Raw genomic sequence first — 23,846 nt, forward strand, 5'->3', positions numbered from 1 at the left:
ATGCACATCGTCCAGCTCGCGAACTTCTACGGGCCACGTTCGGGCGGGCTCCGCACGGCGCTGCACCACCTCGGCGCCGGGTACGTCGCGAGCGGGCACGAGGTCACGCTGGTGGTGCCCGGCACGCGGTACGCCGACGAGGTCCTGCCGACCGGCGTGCGCCGGTTCTCCCTGCCGGCGCCGAAGCTCCCGGGCACCGGTGGCTACCGCGCCGTCGACCCGCACCGCGTCCGCGCGGTCCTGCGGAAGCTCGAACCCGACCGGCTGGAGGTGTCGGACCGGCTGACGCTGCGGGGGATGGGTGGCTGGGCGCGGCGCCACGGCGTCCCGAGCACAGTCATCTCCCACGAGCGCCTCGACCGGCTGCTGGAGCAGTTCCTGCTGCCCGAGCCGGTGGCGCGCCGGGTCGCCGACGTCGCGAACCGCCGGATGGCCGCGAGCTACGACACGGTCGTCTGCACGACGGCGTTCGCCCGCGCGGAGTTCGACCGGATCGAGGCGCCGAACGTCCACCGCGTGCCGCTCGGCGTCGACCTGGCGACGTTCCGGCCCGCCATGCGCGACGACGGCTGGCGCGCCGGCCTCGCCGGGGGAGCGGACGCCCTGCTCGTCCACTGTGGACGCTTGTCGCCGGAGAAGCACGTGGAGCGCAGCGTCGACACGGTGGCGGAGCTGACGGAGGCGGGCGCGCGGGTCCGGCTGGTGGTGGCGGGCGACGGGCCGCGGAGACGCGCGCTGGAACGCCGGGCGCGCGGCCTGCCGGTGACGTTCCTGGGGTTCCTGTCCGGCCGCGGCGACGTCGCCAGGCTGCTGGCCAGCGCGGACGTCTCCCTGGCGCCCGGGCCGCACGAGACGTTCGGGCTCGCGGCCCTGGAAGCGCTGGCGTCCGGGACACCGGTGGTGGTGTCGGCGTCGTCGGCGCTGCGGGAGATCGTGCGTCCCGGGTGCGGCGCGGCGGTCGACGACCACGCGCCCGCGTTCGCCACGGCCGTGACGACCCTCCTGGAGAGCCCGGAGGACCTGCGGCGGGCCGCGGCGCGGGCGCGGGCCGAGGAGTTCACCTGGCCCGCCGCGGTGGCGGGGATGCTGGCCACCTTCCGCTGAGGTACCCGTAATCTCAGGTCATGTCACGCGCAAGCCTGGACAAGGACCCGCACGAAGTCGCCGCGATGTTCGACGGCGTCGCGTCCGGGTACGACCGGGCGAACTCGTTCATGACCTTCGGCTTCGACCGGCGCTGGCGCACCACCACCGCCCGCGTGCTCGACGCCCGCCGCGGCGAGAAGGTCCTCGACCTCGCCGCCGGCACCGGGGTGTCCACCGTCGAGTACGCCCGCGGCGGCGCCTGGTGCCTGGCCGCGGACTTCTCGTTCGGCATGCTGCGCGCCGGGCTGCACCGCAAGGTCCCGATGGTCGCGGCGGACGCGCTGAACCTGCCGTTCGCCGACGAGAGCTTCGACGCCGTGACGATCTCCCTCGCCCTGCGCAACTTCGTCGACCCGAAGGCCGCGCTCACCGAGATCGCCCGCGTGGTCAAGCCGGGCGGGCGCCTGGTGATCTGCGAGGTCTCGACGCCGCCGTTCGCCCCGATCCGGTTCGTCCACCGGCGGTTCATGCTCAAGCTGCTCACCTGGGTCGGCAAGCACACGTCGTCGAACCCCGAGGCCTACTCCTACCTGGCCGAATCGATGCTGACCTGGCCCGACCAGCGCACGCTCGGCGAGATCATCGCGAGCGCGGGCTGGACCGACGTCGAGTGGTTGAACCTCACATTCGGCGTCGTGGCGATCCACCGCGCCCGAAAGCCCGCATAAACTGCGGCCATGAGTCGTCGAAGCCCTGACCAGGACGCCGAAGTCATCGTCGTCGGCGCCGGACCGGCCGGGTCCACCGTCGCGACCTACCTCGCCCGGTCGGGCGTCGACGTACTGCTGCTGGAGAAGACCGAGTTCCCGCGCGAGAAGGTCTGCGGCGACGGCTTGACCCCGCGCGGCGTCAAGCAGCTCATCGACCTGGGCATCGACACGAGCGAGGACGCCGGCTGGGTGCACAGCCGCGGCCTGCGGATCCTCACCGGTGACCTCACGCTCGAGCTGGACTGGCCGGACCTGACGAGCTACCCGCCGTACGGCGTTTCCCGCACCCGCCACGACTTCGACGACCTGCTCGCGAAGCTGGCGGTGAAGGCGGGCGCACGGCTCTACGAGCGCACCACGGTCACCGGCGCGATCACCAGCCCGGCCGGGCGCGTGATCGGCGTCGAGGCGAAGGTCGGCCCGGACCGGACACCGGTGCACTACCGCGCGCCGCTGGTCCTGGCCTGCGACGGCGTGTCCGCGCGGCTCGCGCTGAGCGTCGGCATCCAGAAGAACGAGAAGCGCCCGATGGGCGTGGCGGTGCGCCAGTACTACAAGAGCCCGCGCCACGACGACCCGTTCATCGAGGGTCACCTCGAGCTGTGGGACCGCTCCGACCCGCGCGACCCGAAGCTGCTGCCGGGCTACGGCTGGGCGTTCCCGCTCGGCGACGGCACGGTGAACGTCGGCCTCGGCATGCTCTCGACGTCGGCGTCGTTCCGGAACACCGACTACCGCGCGCTGCTGCGCCAGTGGCTCGACGGGACGCCGGAGGAGTGGGGCTACCGCGAGGAGAACGCGATCGGCAAGGTCGGCGGCGCCGGCCTCCCGATGGGCTTCAACCGCACCCCGCACTACCGCGACGGCCTCCTGCTGCTGGGCGACGCGGGCGGCATGGTCAGCCCGTTCAACGGCGAAGGCATCTCGGCGGCGATGGAGTCCGCGCAGATCGCGGCGGAGGTCGTCGTCCAGGCCCTGGCCCGCCGCGAAGGGCCTTCGCGCGAGCGGGCGCTGGAGGCGTACCCGCGCGCCGTCGGCGAGCTGATGGGCGGCTACTACCAGCTGGGCAACGTCTTCGCGAAGATCATCGGCAAGCCGAAGATCATGCACGCGTGCACGAAGTACGGGCTGCGCATCAACAAGCTCCTGCCGCTGGTCTACAAGGGCCTGTCGGGCTGCTACGACGCGAAGGGCGGCGACGGCGTCGACCGCCTGATCTCGGCCCTGGCCCGCGTCACCCCCACCCCCCGCTGACCCGAACCCGTCACTTTCCCTGGGAAAGATGCGTCTCGAGGGCCCTCCAGACGCATCTTTCCTAGGGAAAGCTCGGGGTTGGTCGCGCGCGGACACTCGGGTGGCCTAACAAGTTGGCCGTGCGGTCAGTGGGATAGGTCACAGGTCAGCGCCCTGTTTGTCCGGTCGAAGGGCGATCTCGGATGGCTTTCGCGCAGGTCGCGCGGGCGGCGTTGCCGAGCCGTGACAACGTTGGCGTGGAAAGTTAGGGCACCCTTATAACACGGGGGCCTAGGGACAAGAATGTGAGTCGCGTCCTACACTCCCCCCATGCTTTGTGAATCCCTTCACATCCACGACGAGTGGCTTGTGAACTATTTCACAAGCACCTTGAGGTCCAGCCACGGGCCGTAAGGAGACCCTGACCCTCGGCGGTGTGACCCAGGTCCCTTAGGGTGCCGACGAGGCCAAGCGGTTCCCACCACAAGCACAACCGCATCGGCGCGGAAAGGATGGCGAAGACCCCGTGCTGACGTTGCTGACCCGAACCGACACGGTGCAGCTGGCGCAAGAGGCCCCCAGCCTGAAGCCCTACCTGCCCATCGTGATCCTGTTCGTCCTCGCGCTCGGCTTCGCCGTGCTGTCGGTGCTGCTGGGCCCGCTCGTCGGCCCCAGCCGGTACAACAAGGCGAAGCTCGAGGCGTACGAGTGCGGCATCGAACCGTCCCCGCAGCCGCTCGTCGGCGCCGGGCGGATGCCGGTGGCCTACTACATCACCGCGATGATGTTCATCCTGTTCGACATCGAGATGGTCTTCCTCTACCCGTTCGCCGTGCAGGCGAACGCGCTGGGCACGTTCGGCCTGGTGGAGATCCTGCTGTTCATCGCGACGGTCGGCTTCGCGTACGCCTACGTGTGGCGGCGCGGCGGCCTGGATTGGAACTAGACCCATGGGCCTCGAAGAGAAACTCCCCAACGGCATCCTGCTGGCCAGCCTCGAAGGTCTCGTCAACTGGTCGCGCAAGAACTCGATGTGGCCGGCCACCTTCGGGCTCGCCTGCTGCGCGATCGAGATGATGACCGTCGGCGGTTCCCGCTACGACATCGCCCGCTTCGGCATGGAGCGCTTCAGCGCGACGCCGCGGCAGGCCGACCTGATGATCGTCGCCGGCCGGGTCACGCAGAAGATGGCGCCGGTCCTGCGGCAGATCTACGACCAGATGGCCGAGCCCAAGTGGGTGCTCGCCATGGGCGTCTGCGCCTCCTCCGGCGGCATGTTCAACAACTACGCCGTGGTCCAGGGCGTCGACCACGTCGTGCCGGTCGACATGTACCTGCCCGGCTGCCCGCCGCGGCCGGAGATGCTGCTGGACGCGATCCTCAAGCTGCACGCCAAGATCCAGGACGAGCCGATCAACGCCCGCCGCGCCGCCATCCGCGCCGCCAGCGGGGCCCGCACCGAGCTCGTCGCGTCGTCGATCAAGTACGCGAAGAAGTAGAGCGATGACTGAGAACCCGCAACCCGGCGAAGAGCAGTCCAGCGCCGAACGCGCCGAAACCGGCCTCACGGCCCAGGGACAGGGCGCGGCCGAACCGGTCGTCACCGGCCGCGAACGCCAGGGCATGTTCGGTGTCCACGGCACCGGCGACACCTCCGGCTACGGCGGCGTCCGGCTCCCGGCCTACAGCCCCGCGCCCGCCGAGCGCCCGTACGGCGGCTGGTTCGACCAGTTCGCCGACGAGTTCTACGCGGCCCTGTCGGACAACAAGATCCCCGCCGAGGCGATCCTGCAGACGACGGTCGACCGCGGCGAGATCACCTTCTACGTCGCTCGCGAGCACCTGCCCGCGATCGCGAAGGTGCTGCGCGACGACGGCGGTCTCCGCTTCGAGCTGCTGTCCTCGGTGTCCGGCGTGGACTACGGCGTCGACGTCCCGCAGCGGCTGCACTCGGTGTACCACTTCACGTCGCTGACCTACCGCCGCCGCATCCGGCTCGAGGTCACCCTCGACATCGAGGACGCGCACGTGCCGTCGCTGGTCGGGCTCTACCCGACCGCCGACTGGCAGGAGCGCGAGGCCTGGGACATGTTCGGCATCGTCTACGACGGCCACCCGGCGCTGACCCGGATCCTCATGCCGGACGACTGGGACGGCCACCCCCAGCGCAAGGACTACCCGCTCGGCGGGATCCCGGTCGAATACAAGGGCGCGGAGATCCCGCCGCCGGACCAGCGGAGGTCGTACTCGTGAGCAGCACCGAGAACCTGTCGGACGTCACGACCGGGACGAGCACCACCGAGACCGGCAGCGACAGCACCGACAACGTCAACTACGCCGACTCCCGTGACACCACCGAAGGCCGCGTCTACTCGGTCTCCGGCGGCGACTGGGACGACGTCATCGCCGACGCGGCGCACGACGAGCGCATGGTCATCAACATGGGCCCGCAGCACCCGTCGACGCACGGCGTGCTCCGGCTCGTGCTGGAGATGGAGGGCGAGACCGTCACGCAGCTGCGGTCGGTCATCGGCTACCTCCACACCGGCATCGAGAAGAACTGCGAGTACCGGACCTGGACCCAGGGCGTCACGTTCGTGACGCGCATGGACTACCTGGCCCCGCTTTCGACGGAGATGGCGTACTGCCTCGGCGTCGAGAAGCTGCTGCAGATCGAGGCCCCGCGCCGCGCGCAGCTGCTGCGCGTGATGCTGCTGGAGATCAACCGGATCGGCTCGCACCTCGTCTACATCGCCACCGGCGGCATGGAGCTCGGCGCCACCACCGCGATGACGCTCGGCTTCCGCGAGCGCGAAGAGGTGCTGCACCTGCTGGAGCACCTGACCGGCCTGCGCATGAACCACGCGTTCATCCGCCCCGGCGGCCTCGCGCAGGACATGCCGGCCGACTACCACGAGAAGGTCAGCGAATTCATCAAGACGATGAAGCAGCGCCTTCCGTTGTACGACAAGCTGTTCACCGGGCAGCCGATCTGGCGCAACCGGCTCAAGGGCGTGGGTTACCTGCCGGTTGACGCGTGCCTCGCGCTCGGCGTCACCGGCCCGGTGCTGCGGTCCGCGGGCCTGCCGTGGGACCTGCGCAAGACCGAGCCGTACTCCTGCTACGACGAGTTCGACTTCGACGTGCCCGTGGACAACGGCGCCGACTGCTGGTCGCGCTACCTGATCCGGGTGCACGAGATGCACGAGAGCCTCAAGATCATCGAACAGTGCCTGGAGAAGCTCGAGCCGGGCCCGGTCATGGTCGAGGACAAGAAGGTCGCCTGGCCCGCGCAGCTGTCCATCGGCAGCGACGGCATGGGCAACTCGCTCGAGCACGTCAAGAAGATCATGGGCCAGTCGATGGAGTCCCTGATCCACCACTTCAAGCTGGTCACCGAGGGCTTCAAGGTGCCGGCGGGGCAGGTGTACACGTCGGTCGAGTCGCCGCGCGGCGAGCTGAGCGCGCACCTGGTGTCCGACGGCGGCACCCGGCCGCTGCGGGTCCACGTGCGCGAACCGAGCTTCGTGAACCTGCAGTCGATGCCCGCAATGGCCGAAGGCGGCCTGGTCGCGGACGTGATCGCCGCGATCGCCTCGATCGACCCCGTCATGGGGGGAGTGGACCGATGACCTCAGCTGTTCCCGAACCGGGACCCAACGACGCCGCGACGACGTACGCCGCGGCCGGGCCGGACACCGACGTCGTCGCCATCGCGCCGGACCCCGGGGTGGCCGCCGGGATCATCGAAGACACGCCGCTCGAAGACATCTTCGACGAAGGTGTCGTGGCGCGGGCCCAGGACCTGATCGCGCGCTACCCGATGTCCCGCTCGGCGCTGCTGCCGATGCTGCACCTCGTGCAGTCGGTGCAGGGCTACGTCAGCCAGGAGGGCATCGCGTTCTGCGCGAAGCAGCTCGACCTGTCCGACGCCGAGGTCAGCGCGGTCGCGACGTTCTACACGATGTACAAGCGCAAGCCGTGCGGCGAGCACCTCGTGAGCGTCTGCACCAACACGCTCTGCGCGGCCATGGGCGGCGACGCGATCTACAAGAAGCTCCAGACGCACCTCGGATCCGAGTCGGAACCGCTGGGGCACAACGAGACCGCGGGCACGCCGAACGAGCCGGGCTCGATCACCCTCGAGCACGCCGAGTGCCTCGCGGCCTGCGACCTCGCGCCGGTCATCCAGGTCAACTACGAGTACTTCGACAACCAGACCGAGGAGAAGGCCGTCGCGCTGGTCGACGCGCTGCAGGCGGGCAAGCGCCCGGCCCCGACGCGCGGTGCCCCGCTGACGAACTTCAAGGGCGCCGAGCTGCAGCTCGCCGGGTTCTTCCCAGAGGACGAGCGCCAGTACCGCACCGACGTCGACGGCCCGTCGCAGGCCGTCGAGACGCTGCGGGGCGCGCAGCTCGCTCAGGAGCGCGGCTGGGTCGCGCCCGTCGCTTCCGATGTCCCTCTCCCGGAAGTGGAGAAGAAGTAATGGCCGATCCCATCACTCCGGTCCTCACGAAGCGCTGGCTGTCGCCGAACTCCTGGCAGATCGGCACGTACGAGGCCCTCGAGGGCTACACCGCCGTCCGCAAGGCCCTGGCCGGGACGCCGGAGCAGCTCGTCCAGCTCGTCAAGGACTCCGGCCTGCGCGGCCGCGGCGGTGCCGGCTTCCCGGCCGGCATCAAGTGGTCGTTCATGCCGCCGAACTTCGACAAGCCGCACTACCTGGTGATCAACGCCGACGAGGGCGAGCCGGGTACCTGCAAGGACATCCCGCTGATGATGGCGGACCCGCACTCGCTCATCGAGGGCTGCATCATCGCCTCGTACGCGATGCGGTCCAACCACTGCTTCATCTACGTCCGCGGCGAGGCGCTGCACTGCATCCGCCGCCTCAACGCGGCCGTGCGCGAAGCCGAAGCGGCGGGCTACCTGGGCGAGAACATCCTCGGCTCGGGCTTCGACCTCAAGATCACCGTGCACGCCGGCGCCGGCGCGTACATCTGCGGTGAGGAGACGGCGCTGCTCGACTCGCTGGAAGGCCGTCGTGGCCAGCCGCGGCTCAAGCCGCCGTTCCCCGCCGCAGCGGGTCTTTACGCCGCGCCGACCACGGTCAACAACGTCGAGACCATCGCGAGCGCGCCGTTCATCGTCAACGGCGGGGCCGGCTGGTTCCGCGAGATGGGCCGCGAGAAGTCGCCCGGCCCGAAGATCTACTCGATCTCCGGCCACGTCGAGAAGCCCGGCCAGTACGAGTGCCCGCTCGGCACGACGCTGCGCGAGCTGCTGGACATGGCGGGCGGCATGAAGGACGGCATCCCGCTCAAGTTCTGGACCCCGGGCGGCTCGTCCACCCCGATGTTCACCGCCGAGCACCTCGACGTTCCGCTGGACTTCGAAGGCGCGGCGGAAGCCGGGTCGATGCTGGGTACGACGGCCGTCCAGGTCTTCAACGAGACCGTGTCGGTGCCCTGGGCCGTGATGAAGTGGACCCAGTTCTACGAGCACGAGTCCTGCGGCAAGTGCACGCCGTGCCGCGAAGGCACGTACTGGCTGGCGCAGATCCTCGAGCGGATGGTCGAGGGCCACGGCACCGAAGAGGACATCGACACGCTCCTCGACGTCTGCGACAACATCCTCGGCCGGTCGTTCTGCGCCCTCGGCGACGGCGCGGTGTCACCGATCCAGAGCGGCATCAAGTACTTCCGCGAGGAGTTCCTCGCGCTGTGCGAGAAGAACCGGCACGAACAGACCAAGCCCGAACTCGTGGGAGCGCAGGCATGACGATCGCGCCCGACAAGCCCGAGACCCGAGAGACGCCGGTCCCCGAAGGCCACGTCAAGCTGGTCATCGACGGCGAAGAGGTCATCGCCCCCAAGGGCGAGCTGCTGATCCGCACGGCCGAACGCCTCGGCACGGTCATCCCGCGGTTCTGCGACCACCCGCTCCTCTCCCCGGCCGGCGCCTGCCGCCAGTGCCTCGTCGAGGTCGAGATGGGCGGCCGGCCGATGCCGAAGCCGCAGGCGTCCTGCACGATGACCGTCGCCGACGGCATGGTCGTCAAGACCCAGCTGACGTCGCCGGTCGCGGACAAGGCCCAGCAGGGCGTGATGGAGCTCCTGCTCATCAACCACCCGCTGGACTGCCCGGTCTGCGACAAGGGCGGCGAGTGCCCGCTGCAGAACCAGGCGCTGGCCCACGGCCGCACGGAGTCCCGGTTCGTCGACACCAAGCGGACGTTCCCGAAGCCGCTGCCGATCTCGACGCAGGTGCTGCTCGACCGCGAACGCTGCGTGCTGTGCCAGCGCTGCACCCGGTTCTCCAGCGAGATCGCCGGCGACCCGTTCATCGAGCTCCTCGAACGCGGCGCCCACCAGCAGATCGGCACCGCGGAGACGGCGGACGTCCTCGACCTCGCGTCGCGGACGACCAGCGGCCAGCCGTTCCAGAGCTACTTCTCCGGCAACGTCATCCAGATCTGCCCGGTCGGTGCCCTGACGAGCGCCGCCTACCGGTTCCGCTCCCGCCCGTTCGACCTGGTGTCCGCGCCGAGCGTGTGCGAGCACTGCTCGTCCGGCTGCGCCGAGCGCACCGACTTCCGGCGCGGCAAGGTCCAGCGCAAGCTGGCCGGCGACGACCCCGAAGTCAACGAAGAGTGGATCTGCGACAAGGGCCGCTTCGCCTTCCGCTACACCGGTGCCGAGGACCGCATCCGCCGCCCGCTGGTCCGCAACCGCGAGACCGGTGAGCTGGAAGAGGCGTCCTGGACCGACGCGCTGCGCGCCGCGGCCGCCGGGCTCACCGAGGCGCGGGCAGGAGGCGGCGTCGGGGTCCTGCCCGGTGGCCGGCTGACCGTCGAGGACGCTTACGCGTACTCGAAGTTCGCCCGCGTCGCGCTGCAGACCAACGACGTCGACTTCCGCGCCCGGCCGCACTCGGCCGAGGAGCTGGCCTTCCTCACCTCGCACGTCGTGGGCGTGACGCCGGAGTCCGGCGTGACGTTCGGCGAGATCGAGCGCGCCCGCACGGTCCTGTGCGTGGCGTTCGAGCCCGAGGACGAGGCGCCGATCGTGTTCCTGCGGCTGCGCAAGGCGGCCCGCAAGAACCGCACCCGGGTCGTCCACCTGGGACAGTGGACGACGGCGTCGGTGCGCAAGACGTTCGGCGAGCTGCTCGCCTGCGTCCCCGGCCAGGAGGCCGCGGCCGTCGAAGGCATCGCCAAGCACGCGCCGGACCTCGACGAGGCCCTGCGCGGCGAAGGCGCCGTCGTCCTGGTCGGCGAGCGCGCCGCCCAGGTGCCCGGCCTGTTCTCCGCGCTGCACGACCTCGTCGAGCGCACCGGCGTCCGGCTCGCGTGGATCCCGCGCCGCGCCGGCGACCGGGGCGCGCTGGCCACCGGCTGCGTCCCGACGCTGCTGCCGGGCGGGCACCGGGTGGGCGACGACGCCGCGCGCGTCGCCGTCGAAAACGCCTGGGGCGTCCCGATCCCGGCCGCGCCGGGCCGCGACACCACCGGCATCCTGCGGGCAGCCTCGGGTCGCGAGCTGGGTGGCCTGGTCGTCGGCGGCGTCGACCCGTTCGACCTGCCGGACCCGGACCTGGCGCTGCGCGCGCTGGATGCCGCAGGGTTTGTGGTCAGTCTCGAGCTGCGCCACAGCGCGGTGACCGAGCGCGCGGACGTCGTGCTCCCGGTGGCCGCCTCCGACGAGAAGGCGGGCAGCTACCTCAACTGGGAGGGCCGCACCCGCCCGTTCGACGTCACGATCGAAGGCACCGGCACCCTGCCGGACTGCCGGGTGCTCGACACCCTCGCCGTCGAGATGGACACCGACCTGTTCACGCAGACGCCGGCCGCCGCCCGCGGCGACTTCGAGAAGCTCGCCCCGGCCTCGGCGCTGCGCTGGGGCAACGTCGCCGCCGAAACCGGCGGGGCCACGGCAGCCCCGGGTGCCGGTCAGGCGGTCCTGTCGAGCTGGCGCCAGCTGATCGACAACGGGTCCCTGCAGGACGGCGAGCCGCACCTCAAGGGCACCCAGCGCACGCCGGTCGCGCGGCTGTCCGCGAAGACCGCCGAAGGGCTGGGCACCACCGTGAAGGTGAGCACCGAACGCGGTGCGATCACGCTGCCGGTGGAGATCGCGGACCTGCCCGACGGCGTCGTGTGGCTGCCGGGCAACTCCGACGGCTCCGCCGTGTTCAAGACGCTCGGCGCCGGGCACGGCGCCGTGGTGAACCTCGCTGGGGGTGAACAGTGACACCGTTGCTGAGCGAAGCTGCCGTCGGAAGTGTTCCGGACGCGGCGACGCGGGCTGCGCTGCTGGCGGACGATCCGTTGTGGCTGATCCTGCTCAAGTGCGTGGTCATCCTGCTGATCGGCCCGATCCTGACGATCTTCCTGATCGTCTGGGAGCGCAAGGCGGTCGGCCGGATGCAGAACCGGCCCGGCCCCAACCGCGTCGGCCCCGGCGGCTACCTGCAGTCCCTGGCGGACGCGATCAAGCTGCCGTTCAAGGAACAGATCATCCCGGACACCGCCGACCGCAAGGTGTACTTCCTCGCGCCGGTCATGTGCGTGGTGCCCTCGCTGATCGCGCTCTCGGCCATCCCGTTCGGCCCGGTCGTGTCGATCTTCGGCGAGCGGACCGTCCTGCAGCTGCTCGACCTGCCGGTCAGCGCGCTGGTGATCCTGGCCTGCTCCTCGATCGGCGTGTACGGCATCGTGCTCGCCGGCTGGTCGTCCGGCTCGCCGTACCCGCTGCTCGGCGGCATGCGCAGCGCGGCGCAGGTGATCTCCTACGAGATCGCGATGGGTCTCTCGATCGTCGCGGTGATCCTGCAGGCCGGGTCGCTGAACCTGGCCGACATCGTCGGCGCGCAGCACAAGGCGTGGTTCCTCTACCTGGTCCCCAGCTTCGTGATCTACCTGATCTCGATGGTCGGCGAGACCAACCGCGCCCCGTTCGACCTCCCCGAGGCCGAGTCGGAGCTGGTCGGCGGCTTCCACACCGAGTACAGCTCGATGAAGTTCGCGATGTTCTTCCTCGCCGAGTACGTCAACATGGTGATCGTCTCGGCGTTCGCGACGACGCTGTTCCTCGGCGGCTGGATGGCCCCGTGGCCGCTGTCGCTGATCGGGAACAACGTGCTCAACACCGGCTGGTGGCCGGTGCTGTGGTTCTTCGCCAAGATGTTCGTCCTGCTGTTCGGGTTCATCTGGCTGCGCGGCACGCTGCCCCGCCTGCGCTACGACCAGTTCATGCGCCTGGGCTGGAAGGTCCTGGTCCCGCTGAACCTGGTGTGGATCGTCATGGTGACCTTCGCGAAGGTCATCGCCTGGAACACCGCGTCGATCATCATCGCCGCGGTCGCGATCTTCATCGTCATCGCCCTGTTCTTCTACGTCCGCGCGTCGGGCCGCGAAGAGGAGAGCGAGACCATCCCGGTGACCGGCGGCGGTTTCCCGGTCCCGCCGCTGGACCTCAAGGTCCCGCAGACCACCCCGCGTCAGAAGGCTTTGGCCAAGGCCGAGGCGAAGGCGGCCCGGCGCAAGCCGGCAGCCGTCGGTACCGCAAAGGAAGGAGCGCAAGATGGGGTTTCTTGATCCCGTCAAGGGCTTCGGCGTCACCTTCGGGATGATGTTCAAGAAGGTCGCCACCGAGGAGTACCCCGAGGCCGGCGCGCCCGCCGCCCCGCGGTACCACGGCCGGCACCAGCTGAACCGCCACCCGGACGGCCTCGAGAAGTGCGTCGGCTGCGAGCTGTGCGCGTGGGCGTGCCCGGCGGACGCGATCTTCGTCGAGGGTGGTGACAACACCGAGGAAGCCCGGTTCTCCCCGGGCGAGCGGTACGGCGCGGACTACCAGATCAACTACCTGCGCTGCATCGGCTGCGGCCTCTGCATCGAGGCCTGCCCGACGCGGTCGCTGACGATGATCAACTTCTACGAGCTGGCCGACGACGACCGCCAGCGGCTGATCTACACGAAGGAAGACCTCCTCGCGCCGCTCCTGCCCGGCATGGAGCAGCCGCCGCACCCGATGCGGCTCGGCGAGAACGAGCAGGACTACTACGTGAACGGCCCCGAACTGGCGCGCGGCGGGGAGGCGGCGAAGTGATCACCGCCCTCCTGACCCAGGCCCCGACGGGTGCCGCGGCCGGCGTCACCACCGGCGAGGCCATCGCGTTCTGGATCCTGGGCCCGCTCTGCCTGCTCGGCGGGCTCGGCATGATCTTCTCGCGCAACGCCGTCCACTCGGCGCTGTGGCTGGTGCTCACCATGCTGAGCCTGGGCGCGCTGTACATGATCCAGTCGGCGCCGTTCCTGGGCTTCACGCAGATCATCGTCTACACCGGCGCGATCATGATGCTGTTCCTGTTCGTGCTGATGCTGGTCGGCCGCGAGAGCTCCGACTCGGTCGTCGAAGTCCTCCGTGGACAGCGGCTCGCCGCCACCGTCCTCGGCATCGCGATGGCCGCGCTGCTGGCCACCGGCGTCTACCGGGCGCTGGCCAACGTCACCCCGGCCACGCCGCTCGACTCGACGACGTCGGCGGGCGGCGGGCCGAAGGGCCTGGGCCGGCTGATCTTCACCGACTACCTGTTCCCGTTCGAGCTGACGTCGGCGCTGCTCATCACCGCCGCGGTCGGCGCGATGGTGCTGGCCTTCACCGACCGGCACGGCAAGGGCGGCAAGCAGACGCAGAAGGAACTGGTCGTCGCCCGCTTCCGCGGTGAGCACGACCGGCCCTCGCCGCTGCCCGGCCCGGGTGTCTTCGCCACCGCCAACTCGGTCGCGACGCCGGCGCTGCTGCCGGACGGTTCGGTCGCCCCGGAGTCGCTCTCGGCGATCATCGAGTCCACGTCGGCGATCGAGCTGGCGAGGGAACGCAAGCTGGTGGCGGACGACAAGCCGCACCCCGACGCGCACGCGCTGGTCGGCCCGGACTCTTCGGAAACCCAGGGGGAGAAGGCATGACCCCGACGTACTACCTGCTGCTGTCGGCGCTGCTGTTCGCGCTCGGCGCGGTCGGCGTGCTGGTGCGGCGCAACGCCATCGTCGTGTTCATGTGCATCGAGCTGATGCTCAACGCCGTGAACCTGTCGCTGGTCACGTTCGCCCGGATCAACGGCGGGCTCGACGGCCAGGTCATGGCGTTCTTCGTCATGGTCGTCGCGGCCGCCGAGGTCGTGGTCGGCCTGGCGATCATCATGGCCATCTTCCGCACCCGGCGCTCGGCTTCGGTCGACGACACCAACCTGCTGAAGTACTAGGAGACCCCCGAGTGACCGCATCATCGTGGCTGCTGGTGGCCCTTCCGGCTCTCGGCGCCTTGATCCTGCTTCTGGCGGGTAAGCGCGCGAAGGCGTGGGGGCATCTGCTCGGCTGTGCCACCGTCACGCTGGCCTTCGTCTACGGCCTGATCCTGTTCTTCACCGCCGACACCGGCACCACGACCGACACCAAGGTGTACTCGTGGATCCCGGTCGGCCAGCTGCAGGTGGACTTCGGGCTGCGGATCGACGCGCTGTCGCTGACGTTCGTGCTGCTCATCACCGGCGTCGGCATGCTGATCCACTACTACTCGATCGGCTACATGGCCGACGACGAGGGCCGGTACCGCTTCTTCGCGTACCTGAACCTCTTCGTCGCGTCGATGCTGATCCTGGTGCTGGGCAACAGCTTCGTGACGCTGTACCTCGGCTGGGAGGGCGTGGGTCTCGCGTCCTACCTGCTCATCGGCTGGTACCAGGGCCGCCCGTCCGCCGCGACCGCGGCGAAGAAGGCGTTCCTGATGAACCGCGTCGGTGACGTCGGGCTCGCGCTGGCGATCTTCATCATGTTCAAGTACGCGGGCTCGACCGGCTACGCGCAGGTGTTCCAGGCAGTCGGCGACGGCAAGTTCTCGCCGGGCGCGATCACCGCGATGGCGATCCTGCTCCTGCTGGGCGCCTGCGGCAAGTCCGGTCAGTTCCCGCTGCAGGCCTGGCTCCCGGACGCGATGGAGGGCCCGACCCCGGTGTCGGCCCTCATCCACGCGGCGACGATGGTCACGGCCGGGGTCTACCTGGTGGCCCGCTCGAAGGACATCTTCAACGCCACCGAGGACGGCAGGCTGATCGTCACGCTCGTCGGCACGGTGACCCTGCTGCTCGGGTGCATCATCGGCTGCGCGTACGACGACATCAAGAAGGTTCTCGCGTACTCCACGGTCAGCCAGATCGGCTACATGATGCTGGCGGTCGGGCTCGGGCCCATCGCGTACGCGCTCGGCATCATGCACCTGGTCGCGCACGGCTTCTTCAAGGCCGGGCTCTTCCTCGGGGCCGGGTCGGTCATGCACGGCATGAACGACGAGGTCGACATGCGGAAGTTCGGCGGCCTGCGCAAGAAGATGCCGATCACCTTCATCACGTTCGGCCTCGGCTACCTGGCCCTGATCGGCATCCCGCCGCTGTCGGGCTTCTTCACCAAGGACGCGATCATCGAAGCGGCGTTCGGCCAGGGCGGCTGGCGCGGCTGGGTGATGGGCGGCGCCGCGCTGCTGGGCGCGGGGCTCACCGCGTTCTACATGACCCGCCTGATGATGATGACGTTCTTCGGCAAGGAGCGCTGGAAGGACATCAAGTCCAGCGACGGCCGTGACTTCCACCCGCACGAGTCCAAGCCGCTCATGTGGATCCCGATGGCCGTCCTGGCGGTCGGCTCGGTCGGCGCCGGCTTCTTCTTCTGGCAGGGTGACCGCTTCACCCAGTGGCTGACTCCGTCGGTCGGGAAGCTGGAGGAAGCGCACCACGCGCCGTTCGACGCCTGGGTCATCTCCATCGCCGCGATCGCGTTCTCCGTGCTGGGTGTGGTGATCGCGGCCCTGATCTTCCGCCGTGACATCCCGGTCGAGCAGCCGCAGCGCGTCTCGTTCGTCACCCGCGCCGCGCGCAAGGACCTCTACGGCAACGCCCTCAACGAGACGCTGGTCGCCCGCCCGGGCACCTGGCTCTCGAGGGCACTGGTGTTCGTCGACAACCGCGGCGTCGACGGCGCGGTCAACGGTCTGGCCGCTTCCCTCGGCGGTGGCTCCGGCCGGCTGAGGCGGCTCCAGACCGGGTTCGTCCGGTCCTACGCGCTCTCGATGCTGGGCGGCGCGTTCCTGCTTCTGGCGGCTCTCCTGCTGGTGAGGTTCTCCTGATGACCTGGTTGCTCATCCTGATCCTGGTGCCGCTCGCCGGTTCCCTGGTGCTGGCGTTCCTCAAGGGGAACGACCGCGCCGCGGTGCTGGCCGCGCTGGGGTTCTCGATCCTCGAGCTCGTGCTCGTGATCCCGTTCTGGGCGAGCTACTCGCCGTCGGGCGCGCGGCTGCAGCAGACGTCGAGCTTCGACTGGATCCCCAGCTTCGGCGTGCACATCGCGTTCGGCACCGACGGCATCTCGCTGATCATGATCGCGGTGATCGCGCTGCTGGTGCCGATCGTCGTCGGCGGGCTCGGCACGCTGGACAAGCTGCCGCCGGGCCGCAGCGCGGGCGGGTTCCTCTCGCTGATCCTGCTGCAGGAAGCGCTCACGATCGGCGTCTTCGCCGCGACCGACGTCTTCCTGTTCTACGTGCTGTTCGAGATCATGCTGATCCCGATGTACTTCCTGATCGGCGGCTACGGCGGCGGGAACCGGCAGTACGCGGCGGTGAAGTTCTTCCTCTACTCGTTCCTCGGCGGCCTGATCATGCTGGCGTCGGCGATCGGGGCGTACTCGCTGGCGAAGGACAAGCTCGGGCACGGCACCTTCGACTGGGCCACGCTCGTCACGGTCGTCCGCGACGCGCCGCTGTCCACGCAGATCTGGCTGTTCCTCGGGTTCTTCCTGGCGTTCGCGATCAAGGCGCCGCTGGTGCCGTTCCACACCTGGCTGCCGGACGCGGCGGGGGAGGCGCCGATCGGCGTCGCCGTCCTGCTGGTCGGCGTGCTGGACAAGGTCGGCACGTTCGGGTTCCTGCGCTACTGCCTGCCGATGTTCCCCGACGCGAGCAAGGCACTGGCGCCGCTGGTGCTGGTGCTCTCGGTGATCGGCGTCCTTTATGGATCGATCCTCGCGGCGGGCCAGCGGGACATGAAGCGGTTCATCGCCTACGTGTCCATCGCGCACTTCGGCTTCATCTCGCTCGGCATCTTCGCCTTCAACGAGCAGGCGATGGTCGGCTCGGCGACGTACATGCTGAACCACAGCATCGCGACCGGCATGCTGATCGTGGTGATCGGCCTGGTGATCGCGCGCGGCGGGTCGTCCCGCATCTCGGACTACGGCGGCATGGCCAAGGTGACGCCGTTGCTGGCGGGCCTGTTCCTGCTCGCCGGCCTGTCCACGTTGTCCCTGCCGGGCACCAACTCGTTCGTCTCCGAGTTCCTGGTGCTGATCGGGGCGTTCGTGGACCAGCCGGTGTACACGATCCTCGCCACGGTGGGCATGGTCCTGGCCGCGGCGTACGTGCTCTGGCTCTACCAGCGCGTCATGCAGGGCCCCGTCCGCGGTGACGCCCTGATCGGCGTCGGCGGCGGGCCGGGCACGGCCATCGCGCCGGAGCTGGGCGCGAAGAAGGCGATCACGGACCTGAGCGGCCGCGAGATCGCGATCGTGGCGCCGCTGGTCGTCCTGGTCCTCTTCCTCGGCTTCTACCCGAAGCCGGTGCTCGACACAGTCACCCCGACGGTGCAGCAGACGCTGTCCGCGGTCCAGGGAGGCAAGTAACCGTGCTCGACATCCTCCTGACCCAGGCACCGGAGCCGCCGGTGCAGGTGCCGTCGGTGGACTACCCGGCGGTCCTGCCGATGCTGATCGTCTTCGGCGCGGCGTGCGTCAGCGTCCTGGTCGAGGCGTTCGCCGCGAAGCGCTCACGCTTCGGCCTGCAGGTCGGGCTGAGCCTGGCGGCGATCGTCGCGGCCGGCGTCAGCCTGTTCGTCTACGCCACGGGCGACGCGCCCGCGGGCGGCGTGAAGACGTTCAGCGGCGCGATCTCGATCGACAAGCCGGCGCTGTTCCTCTGGGGCACGCTGCTGGCGCTGGCGGTCGGCGCGGTGCTGCTGATCTCCGACCGCGTGGTCGAGCCGGGCGGCGCGCTGGTCGCGCAGGCCGGCATCCGCCCGGGCACGGTCCAGGACCGCGCCCAGACGGCGACGGTCATGCAGACCGAGGTGTTCCCGCTGACGCTGTTCGCCCTCGGCGGCATGATGGCGTTCTGCGCGTCGAACGACCTGCTGACGATGTTCATCGCGCTGGAAGTGCTTTCCCTGCCGCTGTACCTGATGTGCGGCCTGGCCCGGCGCCGTCGGCTGCTGTCGCAGGAAGCGGCGGTCAAGTACTTCCTGCTCGGCGCGTTCTCCTCGGCGTTCTTCCTCTATGGACTCGCGCTGCTGTACGGCTACGCGAACTCCGTGAAGCTGGGCGACATCGCGGCGGCGGCGGCCGGTTCGGACCGCTCGGACACGCTGCTGTTCGCGGGCCTCGGCCTGCTGGTGGTCGGCCTGCTGTTCAAGGGTTCGGTCGGCCCGTTCCACACGTGGACCCCCGACGTGTACCAGGGAGCGCCGACGCCGGTGACGGCGTTCATGGCGGCGTGCACGAAGGTCGCGGCGTTCGGCGGGATCCTGCGCGTGCTGTCGGTGGCGTTCGGCTCGACCAGCTGGGAGTGGCGCGGCGTCCTGTGGGGCGTCGCGATCATCTCGATGGTGATCGGCGCGGTGCTGGGCCTGACCCAGACGGACGTCAAGCGCATGGTGGCGTACTCGTCGATCGCGCACGCGGGCTTCCTGCTGGTGGGCGCGATCGCGATGACCCGCGACGGCTTGTCGAGCACGCTGTTCTACCTGCTGGCGTACGGCTTCACGACGCTGGCGGCGTTCGGCGTGATCAGCCTGGTGCGGGACTCTTCGGGCGAGGCAACGCACCTCTCGGCGTGGGCCGGGCTGGCGAAGCGGTCGCCGCTGGTGGCCGGGGTCTTCACGTTCTTGCTGCTGGCGTTGGCGGGGATCCCGCTGACGTCCGGGTTCGTGGGCAAGTTCGTGGTGTTCTCCGCGGCGCTGTCGGACGGAATGGCCCCGCTGGTGGTGGTGGCCCTGGTGTTCAGCGCGGTGGCGGCGTTCTTCTACCTGCGGGTGATCGTGCTGATGTACTTCTCCGAGCCGGCGGCCGACGGCCCGACGGTGACGATCCCGGGCTTCGGCACGGGAACGGCGATCTTCCTGGGCACGGCGGTGACGCTGATCCTCGGCCTGGTTCCGGCCTTCGCCCTGAGCTGGGCCGGCGCGGGCGGGTTCGCTTCCTGAGTTGGGTTCTTCAGGCCGCCACTCCCTTTATTCGGGGGTGGCGGCCTTCAGTTTGTGGCTCAGTTGTTTCGGATCGCCGGGCAGGACGCTGATGTAGCCGTCGGCGAGCGCGATCCCGACGCGCCCTGCGTCGAGGTCCAGGTAGTTGACGGTCGTGTCCCCGGCGTAGAGCTGTCCGATGCCGAAGTGGGGTTCCCGGAAGAAGGCGTCGAGTTCCTGCGCTTCCCGGCTCCGCGCGGGGGCGTCGTCGAAGATGTCGCTTTCTTCCTGAGGCTTGAACTCGTCCTGGGGAAGCGAGAAGGGCTTGATCGGCGCGGGCTGGTACGGCGGCAGCTTTGAGACGAGAGCGTCGGCGGGGTGGGTGTCGGGGGAGACGCCGGTGAGCTCGACGGTTTCGCCCCGGCAGACAACGCTGACGACGGTGCGGTTGCGTGCCACAACGAGGATGCCGATCTGGCGCTCGGTGTCGCGCGCGTAGGCGGAGAACTCGTTCGCCGGGCGGTTGATGAGGTGCAGGACGTCTTCGAACTCAGGCGTGAAGCCATCGCCTTGGGTGAAGCCGTAGCGGCTGAGTTCCTCGAAGGCTTCGCGGTTGACGGTGGTCTTCGCTGAGGGCGGGATATACCTGAGTCCCTGGGCGAAGATCGGGTGCGGGTCGCCGCCGCCGACGTTGCGCAGGGCGGTGAGCAGGGTGGTCAGGGTGAGTTCGGCGGTGAGCATGGGTCTAGTTCTTGGGCCGGTTCTCGCCGATCACCGGAGGCATCGGCTTTTCGGTGAACCCGCCGAAGGTTTCGTCCGGGTCGGGATTGCGCAGGTAGGCAGCGGATTTCTTTTCTTTGTTTTCTTCTTTGCCCCCGCGTCCGCCGGCGGGGGAGCCCATGGGCATGCCGTTGGCACCGCGGGCGCCGGGGGTGCCTCGGGTCGTGCCGTTGGGGAGTCGTTCTTCGGGCAGGCGGGCGCCGGTGCTCGGGCCGGGGGTTCGGGTGCCTGCGCCTGTCCCTGTCCCTGTCCCCGGGTTAGCGCCGGGGCCTGTTCCTGGCCGGTACCCCGTGCCGGTTCCGGTGTTCGTTCCGCTTCCGTACCCGCCGGTTCCCGTGGTGGTTCCGTAGCCACCGGTGCCGGGCCCGAAGGGGGCGTAGGCGTTGTTCCCGCCGAAGTTGCCACCGGGCTGTCCGGTGGGCCCGAACTGATACCCACCCTGAGCGGCGGGAGGAGCGATGGGCGTGGGGACGTAGCTGTTGGCGTGGGTGGTGCCCGGGTCGTTGGTGCCGGGTTGCTGAACCTGGTTCTGGAATTGGCTCTGGGTTTGGTGTTGGTTCTGGACTTGGTTTCCAACCTGGTTCCGAGTTTGGTTCTGTCCGGGTTGGACGGTCTGCCGGCTCTGCTGCGCGGGAACTCGCGGCTTCCGGGCCCACTCACCGGTATCGGTGGGGCCGACCGTGCGGCTCGTGTCACCATGAGAGGTGGTCATGCCGATGGGCGCACCGGAATCGGCGAGCTGCGCGTATTGGGCGGGCATCTGCTGACCATTGGTGCCACTGGCGGAGTGATAGGCACTGAAGGCGTCGATATTGGCCTGGCTGTCAGCCTGCCAGCCGGCGACCTTGGTCTTGTAGGGCCCGGTGCCGTCGCCGTTCATGGCATGAAGAACATCGTCGATGGTGACGTCGGGAGGCTGCGGAGCAACGGGTTTGACGGAGTTCTTGGCGGTCCCGAAGGCATCCATCTGGGCACCAACAGCAGTCTGCGCAGTCTTGAGATGAACAGCATCATCAGCAGCGGCTTGAACAAGGGGGAGGGTGGCGTCAGCAGCAGAGTTCCCGGCAGCCCCTTGCCACCCGGACATGGTCTTGGCCCGGAGCGCGCTGATCCGCTGAGCCCGCTCAACCATCCGAGTGGTCAACTGATTGGCGCCGTCGTGTGCATCGGCCAGTGAACCGGCGCCTTCGCCACCTGTGATCTGTTCGTAGATCTGTGCCGCCGTCAGAGGTCCTTCGGTGGCCATCAATTCGCCTTCCGAAGGTTGCTCAAGACCTGTGCGGCAACATCATGTGCTGCGGCGCAAGGATCCGTCTTGCCGATGTTGAGCTCAGATTGGGCGACGTGTACGTCAACTGTTTGCGTGTCGCTCACGCCAAGCGCGATGGCGCACCTGCCTCGGGTCGTCCGCTCGTCGTTAACGCCATAGGCTGCGGTCGGAAACCCGTCGATGGCATCTAGTGGTTCGACGAATTGGTACTGCTTTCCTTTTGCCTCATAGACACTAGTTAATCCGAATCTGTCTGCGGTCACGAAGATCACTCCAACTCCGGCTTGAGAGACGCCGGCAGAATCCCAGTCGCAAGTCGGACCGGCCGGTGCTTGCAAGTCGGGTTTGCTTGACGCATCGGATCCGAGGAGTGCCTCTACCTGCGTTTCGCTCAATGCGTCGCACGGACTTTTTTTGAAGTGCACTACATCGATCGGATGCTCTACTTTCGGTACACCCGGGCCGGGAACAGTTTTGTTAGTTCCAGGCGGGGACTCTGCGTTCGAACCTGTACTGGGAACCGACGGCTTCCCTGGGTTGGTTGGCGAGCACGCGACGACGGTCAGCAACAATGCGCTGAACATGGGGACAGTGCGGCGCATCAGAGACTGCCTCCGGTCTGCTTGATTTCTGTCGCGTGGTCGCCTTCGGTGTCCGCGTATTTTCCCAGTGCGGCTTTGATTTTATTTGCCATATTGCGGCAGTACTCTTCTCTGGCTCCCAGAGTTGCCAGCAGGGCATGGCCTGATTGTTGGATGCTTTCGGCGTTGCCGCCACTCGCGTACTCGAGGCCGGGTCCCTTGGTGCGAGCAATGGTCGCAGCCTGCTCCTGGTCACGCCTGAAATCGTCCGCCAAGTCGTTCCACTCGTGCATCAACTCACGAAGCGTCGCCTCGTCGTACTGGAAACCCGACCCACTCGCCCCGCCCCCGTACGACCCCGCCCCCGGGATGGCCGGCTGCGCAGGCGCTCGCCGGGTCCCCGGGTCGTAAACCGGACCCTCAGGCATCACTCAACCCCGTCGTCATCAGCTCTCCCCTAGCTTGCAGTGTGCTCCACCCCGGGCACCCTGCGTATCCGACGGCGCACAGACTACCAGGGTTCCCACACCCCGAAAGCCGGCGAAGAACGAGGGCCGCGGCCCCCTCGGCCGCGGCCCTCGATGGCTCTTACGGGGTCGGTGAGCAGGATGTGTGGCCCAGGACGACCTGGCCGCTGATGCCCGACGCCGGGAGGAAGGTGATCCGCAGCATCGTCAACCCGATGCTGCCGTCGCCCGGGAGGTTCTGGATGTTGAACACCGCGTTCGCCAGCACCGTGCCGTTGGACTTCTTGAGCGGCGCCGTGTAACCCACCGGGACCGGGCTCGGCGGGTTCGGGATGCCCGACATGCCGCCGTAGCCCCAGTTCGCGTTCGTCTGCGTGTGCGTCGCCGTGCAGGTCACCGTGTACGTCGACAGCTTGATCCGCGGCCCGCCCGCGCTCACCAGTGCCGACAGCTCGAAGTCCTTGCCCGTCGCCGTGGACTTGGTCGTCGTCGCGTCCGTTTCCGGGTCCGTCACCGTCGTCGTGCACGACGAGGTGCCGCCGCCGAAGGTGATGCCCGTCTTCGTCACCTTCTGGGCCGTTGCGCTCGTCGGGCCGTCCACCGAGCACTTGCCCTGGACCGGCACCTTGATCGCCACGTCACCCTTGGTGAACTCGGCCGAGCCGATCTGGGCCACGCCCGGTTGTGGTGCGGCCTGCGCCGGCGCCGCGGTGACGGCGAGTCCGGCCAAGATCAGTGTCCCGGCGAGCGCACCCCGCCTCGCGATGGTGTTGCGCATGTCGCGTCCTCCTTGCCGACCGGGGAGAGCGACGCTCTTCCTCGAGCTGAATATCCGCCCGCCCGGGACGTCCGTTGCGCCCGAAACCGCTGATCACCCCTTCGTGGATCATGAACCACCCGTCGGATAATCCCTTCGGTATCCGGATACAGCTCTGTATATTCGCGCGCATGCCGACCTACCGCGTCCTCGTCCGGGGCAAGTTCGACCGGCCCACCCAGGCCACTCGCGAGAAGCTGCTGAGCGCCCCCGGCCACGGCGACGACCTCGGCGGGCAGCTCTTCAGCCCGGACGGCACGCTCACCTACAGTCACCACCTCGGCGGCTTCGGCTTCCGGGTCGCCCTCGACGTCGCTGCCGGTGACGACGCCACGCAGCGGGCCCACGACCAAGCCGAGCTGATGGCCATGGAACTGCTGGAGCAGGAGGGCTATCCCCACCGCGACCTGACCGTCAGCTCGACGTGCATGGACGACATCCGGATCAAGCGCCGCTGAGGTGTCATGTTCGTCACCGTTTCCGCAGGACAGCGGGTAAACGACCGCGCGGGGTAGCCACTACGCTCAAGGCATAACCCGACCGGTGCACGAGTAGAGC

At 68.9% G+C, this 23,846-nt stretch carries 23 protein-coding genes; 18 read left to right on the forward strand and 5 right to left on the reverse strand.

What is annotated here, in order from left to right:
• The 17 genes from ACZ4TR_RS37870 (at nt 1) to nuoN (ending at nt 19,394) form a co-directional block, all read left to right on the forward strand.
• A complete protein-coding gene (locus tag ACZ4TR_RS37870; protein ID WP_465292941.1) occupies nt 1-1,104 on the forward strand; it encodes a glycosyltransferase family 4 protein in 1,104 nt (367 codons plus the stop codon).
• 20 nt (nt 1,105-1,124) lie between these two features.
• A complete protein-coding gene (locus ACZ4TR_RS37875; RefSeq protein WP_465292942.1) occupies nt 1,125-1,814 on the forward strand; it encodes a demethylmenaquinone methyltransferase in 690 nt (229 codons plus the stop codon).
• Nucleotides 1,815-1,823: 9 nt separating this feature from the next.
• Nucleotides 1,824-3,110 (forward strand): geranylgeranyl reductase family protein, encoded by a 1,287-nt coding sequence (locus ACZ4TR_RS37880; RefSeq protein ID WP_465292944.1) that lies wholly within the window; start codon nt 1,824-1,826, stop codon nt 3,108-3,110.
• 505 nt (nt 3,111-3,615) lie between these two features.
• On the forward strand, nt 3,616-4,035 hold the full coding sequence (locus ACZ4TR_RS37885) for an NADH-quinone oxidoreductase subunit A (protein ID WP_364514196.1): 420 nt from the start codon (nt 3,616-3,618) through the stop codon (nt 4,033-4,035).
• A 4-nt stretch (nt 4,036-4,039) separates the two neighbouring features.
• A complete protein-coding gene (locus ACZ4TR_RS37890) occupies nt 4,040-4,588 on the forward strand; it encodes a NuoB/complex I 20 kDa subunit family protein (RefSeq protein WP_155548771.1) in 549 nt (182 codons plus the stop codon).
• Between the two features lie 4 nt (nt 4,589-4,592).
• Nucleotides 4,593-5,342, forward strand: a complete 750-nt coding sequence (locus ACZ4TR_RS37895) for an NADH-quinone oxidoreductase subunit C (RefSeq protein WP_465292946.1) — start codon at nt 4,593-4,595, stop codon at nt 5,340-5,342.
• Nucleotides 5,339-6,721 carry an NADH-quinone oxidoreductase subunit D gene (locus ACZ4TR_RS37900; RefSeq protein WP_364514200.1) on the forward strand — a complete coding sequence of 461 codons (1,383 nt, stop codon included), beginning with the start codon at nt 5,339-5,341 and terminating at the stop codon, nt 6,719-6,721. The genes ACZ4TR_RS37895 and ACZ4TR_RS37900 overlap by 4 nt, the downstream gene beginning before the upstream one ends.
• Nucleotides 6,718-7,575: an NADH-quinone oxidoreductase subunit NuoE gene (gene nuoE, locus ACZ4TR_RS37905; protein ID WP_465292948.1), complete on the forward strand. Its 858-nt coding sequence runs from the start codon at nt 6,718-6,720 to the stop codon at nt 7,573-7,575. The genes ACZ4TR_RS37900 and nuoE overlap by 4 nt, the downstream gene beginning before the upstream one ends.
• Nucleotides 7,575-8,870 (forward strand): NADH-quinone oxidoreductase subunit NuoF, encoded by a 1,296-nt coding sequence (nuoF, locus tag ACZ4TR_RS37910; RefSeq protein ID WP_465292950.1) that lies wholly within the window; start codon nt 7,575-7,577, stop codon nt 8,868-8,870. Before nuoE ends, nuoF begins: the two co-directional genes overlap by 1 nt.
• On the forward strand, nt 8,867-11,341 hold the full coding sequence (locus ACZ4TR_RS37915) for an NADH-quinone oxidoreductase subunit G (RefSeq protein WP_465292952.1): 2,475 nt from the start codon (nt 8,867-8,869) through the stop codon (nt 11,339-11,341). Before nuoF ends, ACZ4TR_RS37915 begins: the two co-directional genes overlap by 4 nt.
• Nucleotides 11,338-12,687, forward strand: coding sequence for an NADH-quinone oxidoreductase subunit NuoH (gene nuoH / locus ACZ4TR_RS37920; RefSeq protein WP_465292954.1), 1,350 nt, complete (start codon nt 11,338-11,340; stop codon nt 12,685-12,687). Before ACZ4TR_RS37915 ends, nuoH begins: the two co-directional genes overlap by 4 nt.
• On the forward strand, nt 12,674-13,201 hold the full coding sequence (gene nuoI, locus ACZ4TR_RS37925; RefSeq protein ID WP_360263514.1) for an NADH-quinone oxidoreductase subunit NuoI: 528 nt from the start codon (nt 12,674-12,676) through the stop codon (nt 13,199-13,201). Before nuoH ends, nuoI begins: the two co-directional genes overlap by 14 nt.
• The gene (locus ACZ4TR_RS37930; protein ID WP_465292956.1) at nt 13,198-14,061 is read left to right on the forward strand and encodes an NADH-quinone oxidoreductase subunit J; all 864 of its coding nucleotides are present in this window, start codon (nt 13,198-13,200) and stop codon (nt 14,059-14,061) included. Before nuoI ends, ACZ4TR_RS37930 begins: the two co-directional genes overlap by 4 nt.
• Complete coding sequence (nuoK, locus tag ACZ4TR_RS37935) at nt 14,058-14,357, forward strand: NADH-quinone oxidoreductase subunit NuoK (protein ID WP_091303926.1); 300 nt, start codon at nt 14,058-14,060, stop codon at nt 14,355-14,357. Before ACZ4TR_RS37930 ends, nuoK begins: the two co-directional genes overlap by 4 nt.
• A gap of 11 nt (nt 14,358-14,368) precedes the next feature.
• Entirely contained in the window at nt 14,369-16,270 is a 1,902-nt protein-coding gene (nuoL, locus tag ACZ4TR_RS37940) for an NADH-quinone oxidoreductase subunit L (RefSeq protein WP_465292957.1), read from the forward strand.
• A complete protein-coding gene (locus ACZ4TR_RS37945; protein WP_465292959.1) occupies nt 16,270-17,820 on the forward strand; it encodes an NADH-quinone oxidoreductase subunit M in 1,551 nt (516 codons plus the stop codon). The genes nuoL and ACZ4TR_RS37945 overlap by 1 nt, the downstream gene beginning before the upstream one ends.
• 2 nt (nt 17,821-17,822) lie before the next feature.
• A complete protein-coding gene (gene nuoN, locus ACZ4TR_RS37950; protein ID WP_465292961.1) occupies nt 17,823-19,394 on the forward strand; it encodes an NADH-quinone oxidoreductase subunit NuoN in 1,572 nt (523 codons plus the stop codon).
• 27 nt (nt 19,395-19,421) lie between these two features.
• On the opposite strand, the gene ACZ4TR_RS37955 is transcribed toward nuoN, so the two are convergent.
• The 5 genes from ACZ4TR_RS37955 to ACZ4TR_RS37975 all read right to left on the reverse strand — a co-directional run bounded on the left by ACZ4TR_RS37955 (nt 19,422) and on the right by ACZ4TR_RS37975 (nt 23,249).
• Nucleotides 19,422-20,114: an ESX secretion-associated protein EspG gene (locus tag ACZ4TR_RS37955; RefSeq protein WP_465292963.1), complete on the reverse strand. Its 693-nt coding sequence runs from the start codon at nt 20,112-20,114 to the stop codon at nt 19,422-19,424.
• 4 nt (nt 20,115-20,118) lie between these two features.
• Nucleotides 20,119-21,399 (reverse strand): PPE domain-containing protein, encoded by a 1,281-nt coding sequence (locus ACZ4TR_RS37960; protein WP_465292964.1) that lies wholly within the window; start codon nt 21,397-21,399, stop codon nt 20,119-20,121.
• Nucleotides 21,399-22,025, reverse strand: coding sequence for a DUF3558 domain-containing protein (locus tag ACZ4TR_RS37965; RefSeq protein WP_465292966.1), 627 nt, complete (start codon nt 22,023-22,025; stop codon nt 21,399-21,401). Before ACZ4TR_RS37965 ends, ACZ4TR_RS37960 begins: the two co-directional genes overlap by 1 nt.
• Entirely contained in the window at nt 22,025-22,297 is a 273-nt protein-coding gene (locus tag ACZ4TR_RS37970) for a hypothetical protein (RefSeq protein ID WP_465292968.1), read from the reverse strand. Before ACZ4TR_RS37970 ends, ACZ4TR_RS37965 begins: the two co-directional genes overlap by 1 nt.
• A gap of 295 nt (nt 22,298-22,592) precedes the next feature.
• Nucleotides 22,593-23,249 (reverse strand): hypothetical protein, encoded by a 657-nt coding sequence (locus tag ACZ4TR_RS37975; protein ID WP_465292970.1) that lies wholly within the window; start codon nt 23,247-23,249, stop codon nt 22,593-22,595.
• Between the two features lie 170 nt (nt 23,250-23,419).
• Between ACZ4TR_RS37975 and ACZ4TR_RS37980 the strand changes: the two genes are divergently transcribed.
• A complete protein-coding gene (locus ACZ4TR_RS37980) occupies nt 23,420-23,746 on the forward strand; it encodes a DUF6204 family protein (RefSeq protein WP_465292971.1) in 327 nt (108 codons plus the stop codon).
• Nucleotides 23,747-23,846 lie beyond the last annotated feature (100 nt).

The sequence above is a fragment of the Amycolatopsis sp. NPDC028719 genome (assembly GCF_055565395.1).

Bases quoted from the DNA above. Each gene is read 5' to 3' on its own strand.
- ACZ4TR_RS37880 (WP_465292944.1), top strand. From the start codon at position 1,824: ATGAGTCGTCGAAGCCCTGACCAGGACGCCGAAGTCATCGTCGTCGGC.
- nuoF (WP_465292950.1), top strand. From the start codon at position 7,575: ATGGCCGATCCCATCACTCCGGTCCTCACGAAGCGCTGGCTGTCGCCG.
- nuoE (WP_465292948.1), top strand. From the start codon at position 6,718: ATGACCTCAGCTGTTCCCGAACCGGGACCCAACGACGCCGCGACGACG.
- ACZ4TR_RS37955 (WP_465292963.1), bottom strand. From the start codon at position 20,114: ATGCTCACCGCCGAACTCACCCTGACCACCCTGCTCACCGCCCTGCGC.
- nuoI (WP_360263514.1), top strand. From the start codon at position 12,674: ATGGGGTTTCTTGATCCCGTCAAGGGCTTCGGCGTCACCTTCGGGATG.
- ACZ4TR_RS37965 (WP_465292966.1), bottom strand. From the start codon at position 22,025: ATGCGCCGCACTGTCCCCATGTTCAGCGCATTGTTGCTGACCGTCGTC.
- ACZ4TR_RS37980 (WP_465292971.1), top strand. From the start codon at position 23,420: ATGCCGACCTACCGCGTCCTCGTCCGGGGCAAGTTCGACCGGCCCACC.
- ACZ4TR_RS37945 (WP_465292959.1), top strand. From the start codon at position 16,270: ATGACCTGGTTGCTCATCCTGATCCTGGTGCCGCTCGCCGGTTCCCTG.
- ACZ4TR_RS37895 (WP_465292946.1), top strand. From the start codon at position 4,593: ATGACTGAGAACCCGCAACCCGGCGAAGAGCAGTCCAGCGCCGAACGC.
- ACZ4TR_RS37890 (WP_155548771.1), top strand. From the start codon at position 4,040: ATGGGCCTCGAAGAGAAACTCCCCAACGGCATCCTGCTGGCCAGCCTC.
- ACZ4TR_RS37915 (WP_465292952.1), top strand. From the start codon at position 8,867: ATGACGATCGCGCCCGACAAGCCCGAGACCCGAGAGACGCCGGTCCCC.
- nuoK (WP_091303926.1), top strand. From the start codon at position 14,058: ATGACCCCGACGTACTACCTGCTGCTGTCGGCGCTGCTGTTCGCGCTC.
- ACZ4TR_RS37875 (WP_465292942.1), top strand. From the start codon at position 1,125: ATGTCACGCGCAAGCCTGGACAAGGACCCGCACGAAGTCGCCGCGATG.
- ACZ4TR_RS37975 (WP_465292970.1), bottom strand. From the start codon at position 23,249: ATGCGCAACACCATCGCGAGGCGGGGTGCGCTCGCCGGGACACTGATC.
- ACZ4TR_RS37960 (WP_465292964.1), bottom strand. From the start codon at position 21,399: ATGGCCACCGAAGGACCTCTGACGGCGGCACAGATCTACGAACAGATC.
- ACZ4TR_RS37870 (WP_465292941.1), top strand. From the start codon at position 1: ATGCACATCGTCCAGCTCGCGAACTTCTACGGGCCACGTTCGGGCGGG.
- ACZ4TR_RS37970 (WP_465292968.1), bottom strand. From the start codon at position 22,297: ATGCACGAGTGGAACGACTTGGCGGACGATTTCAGGCGTGACCAGGAG.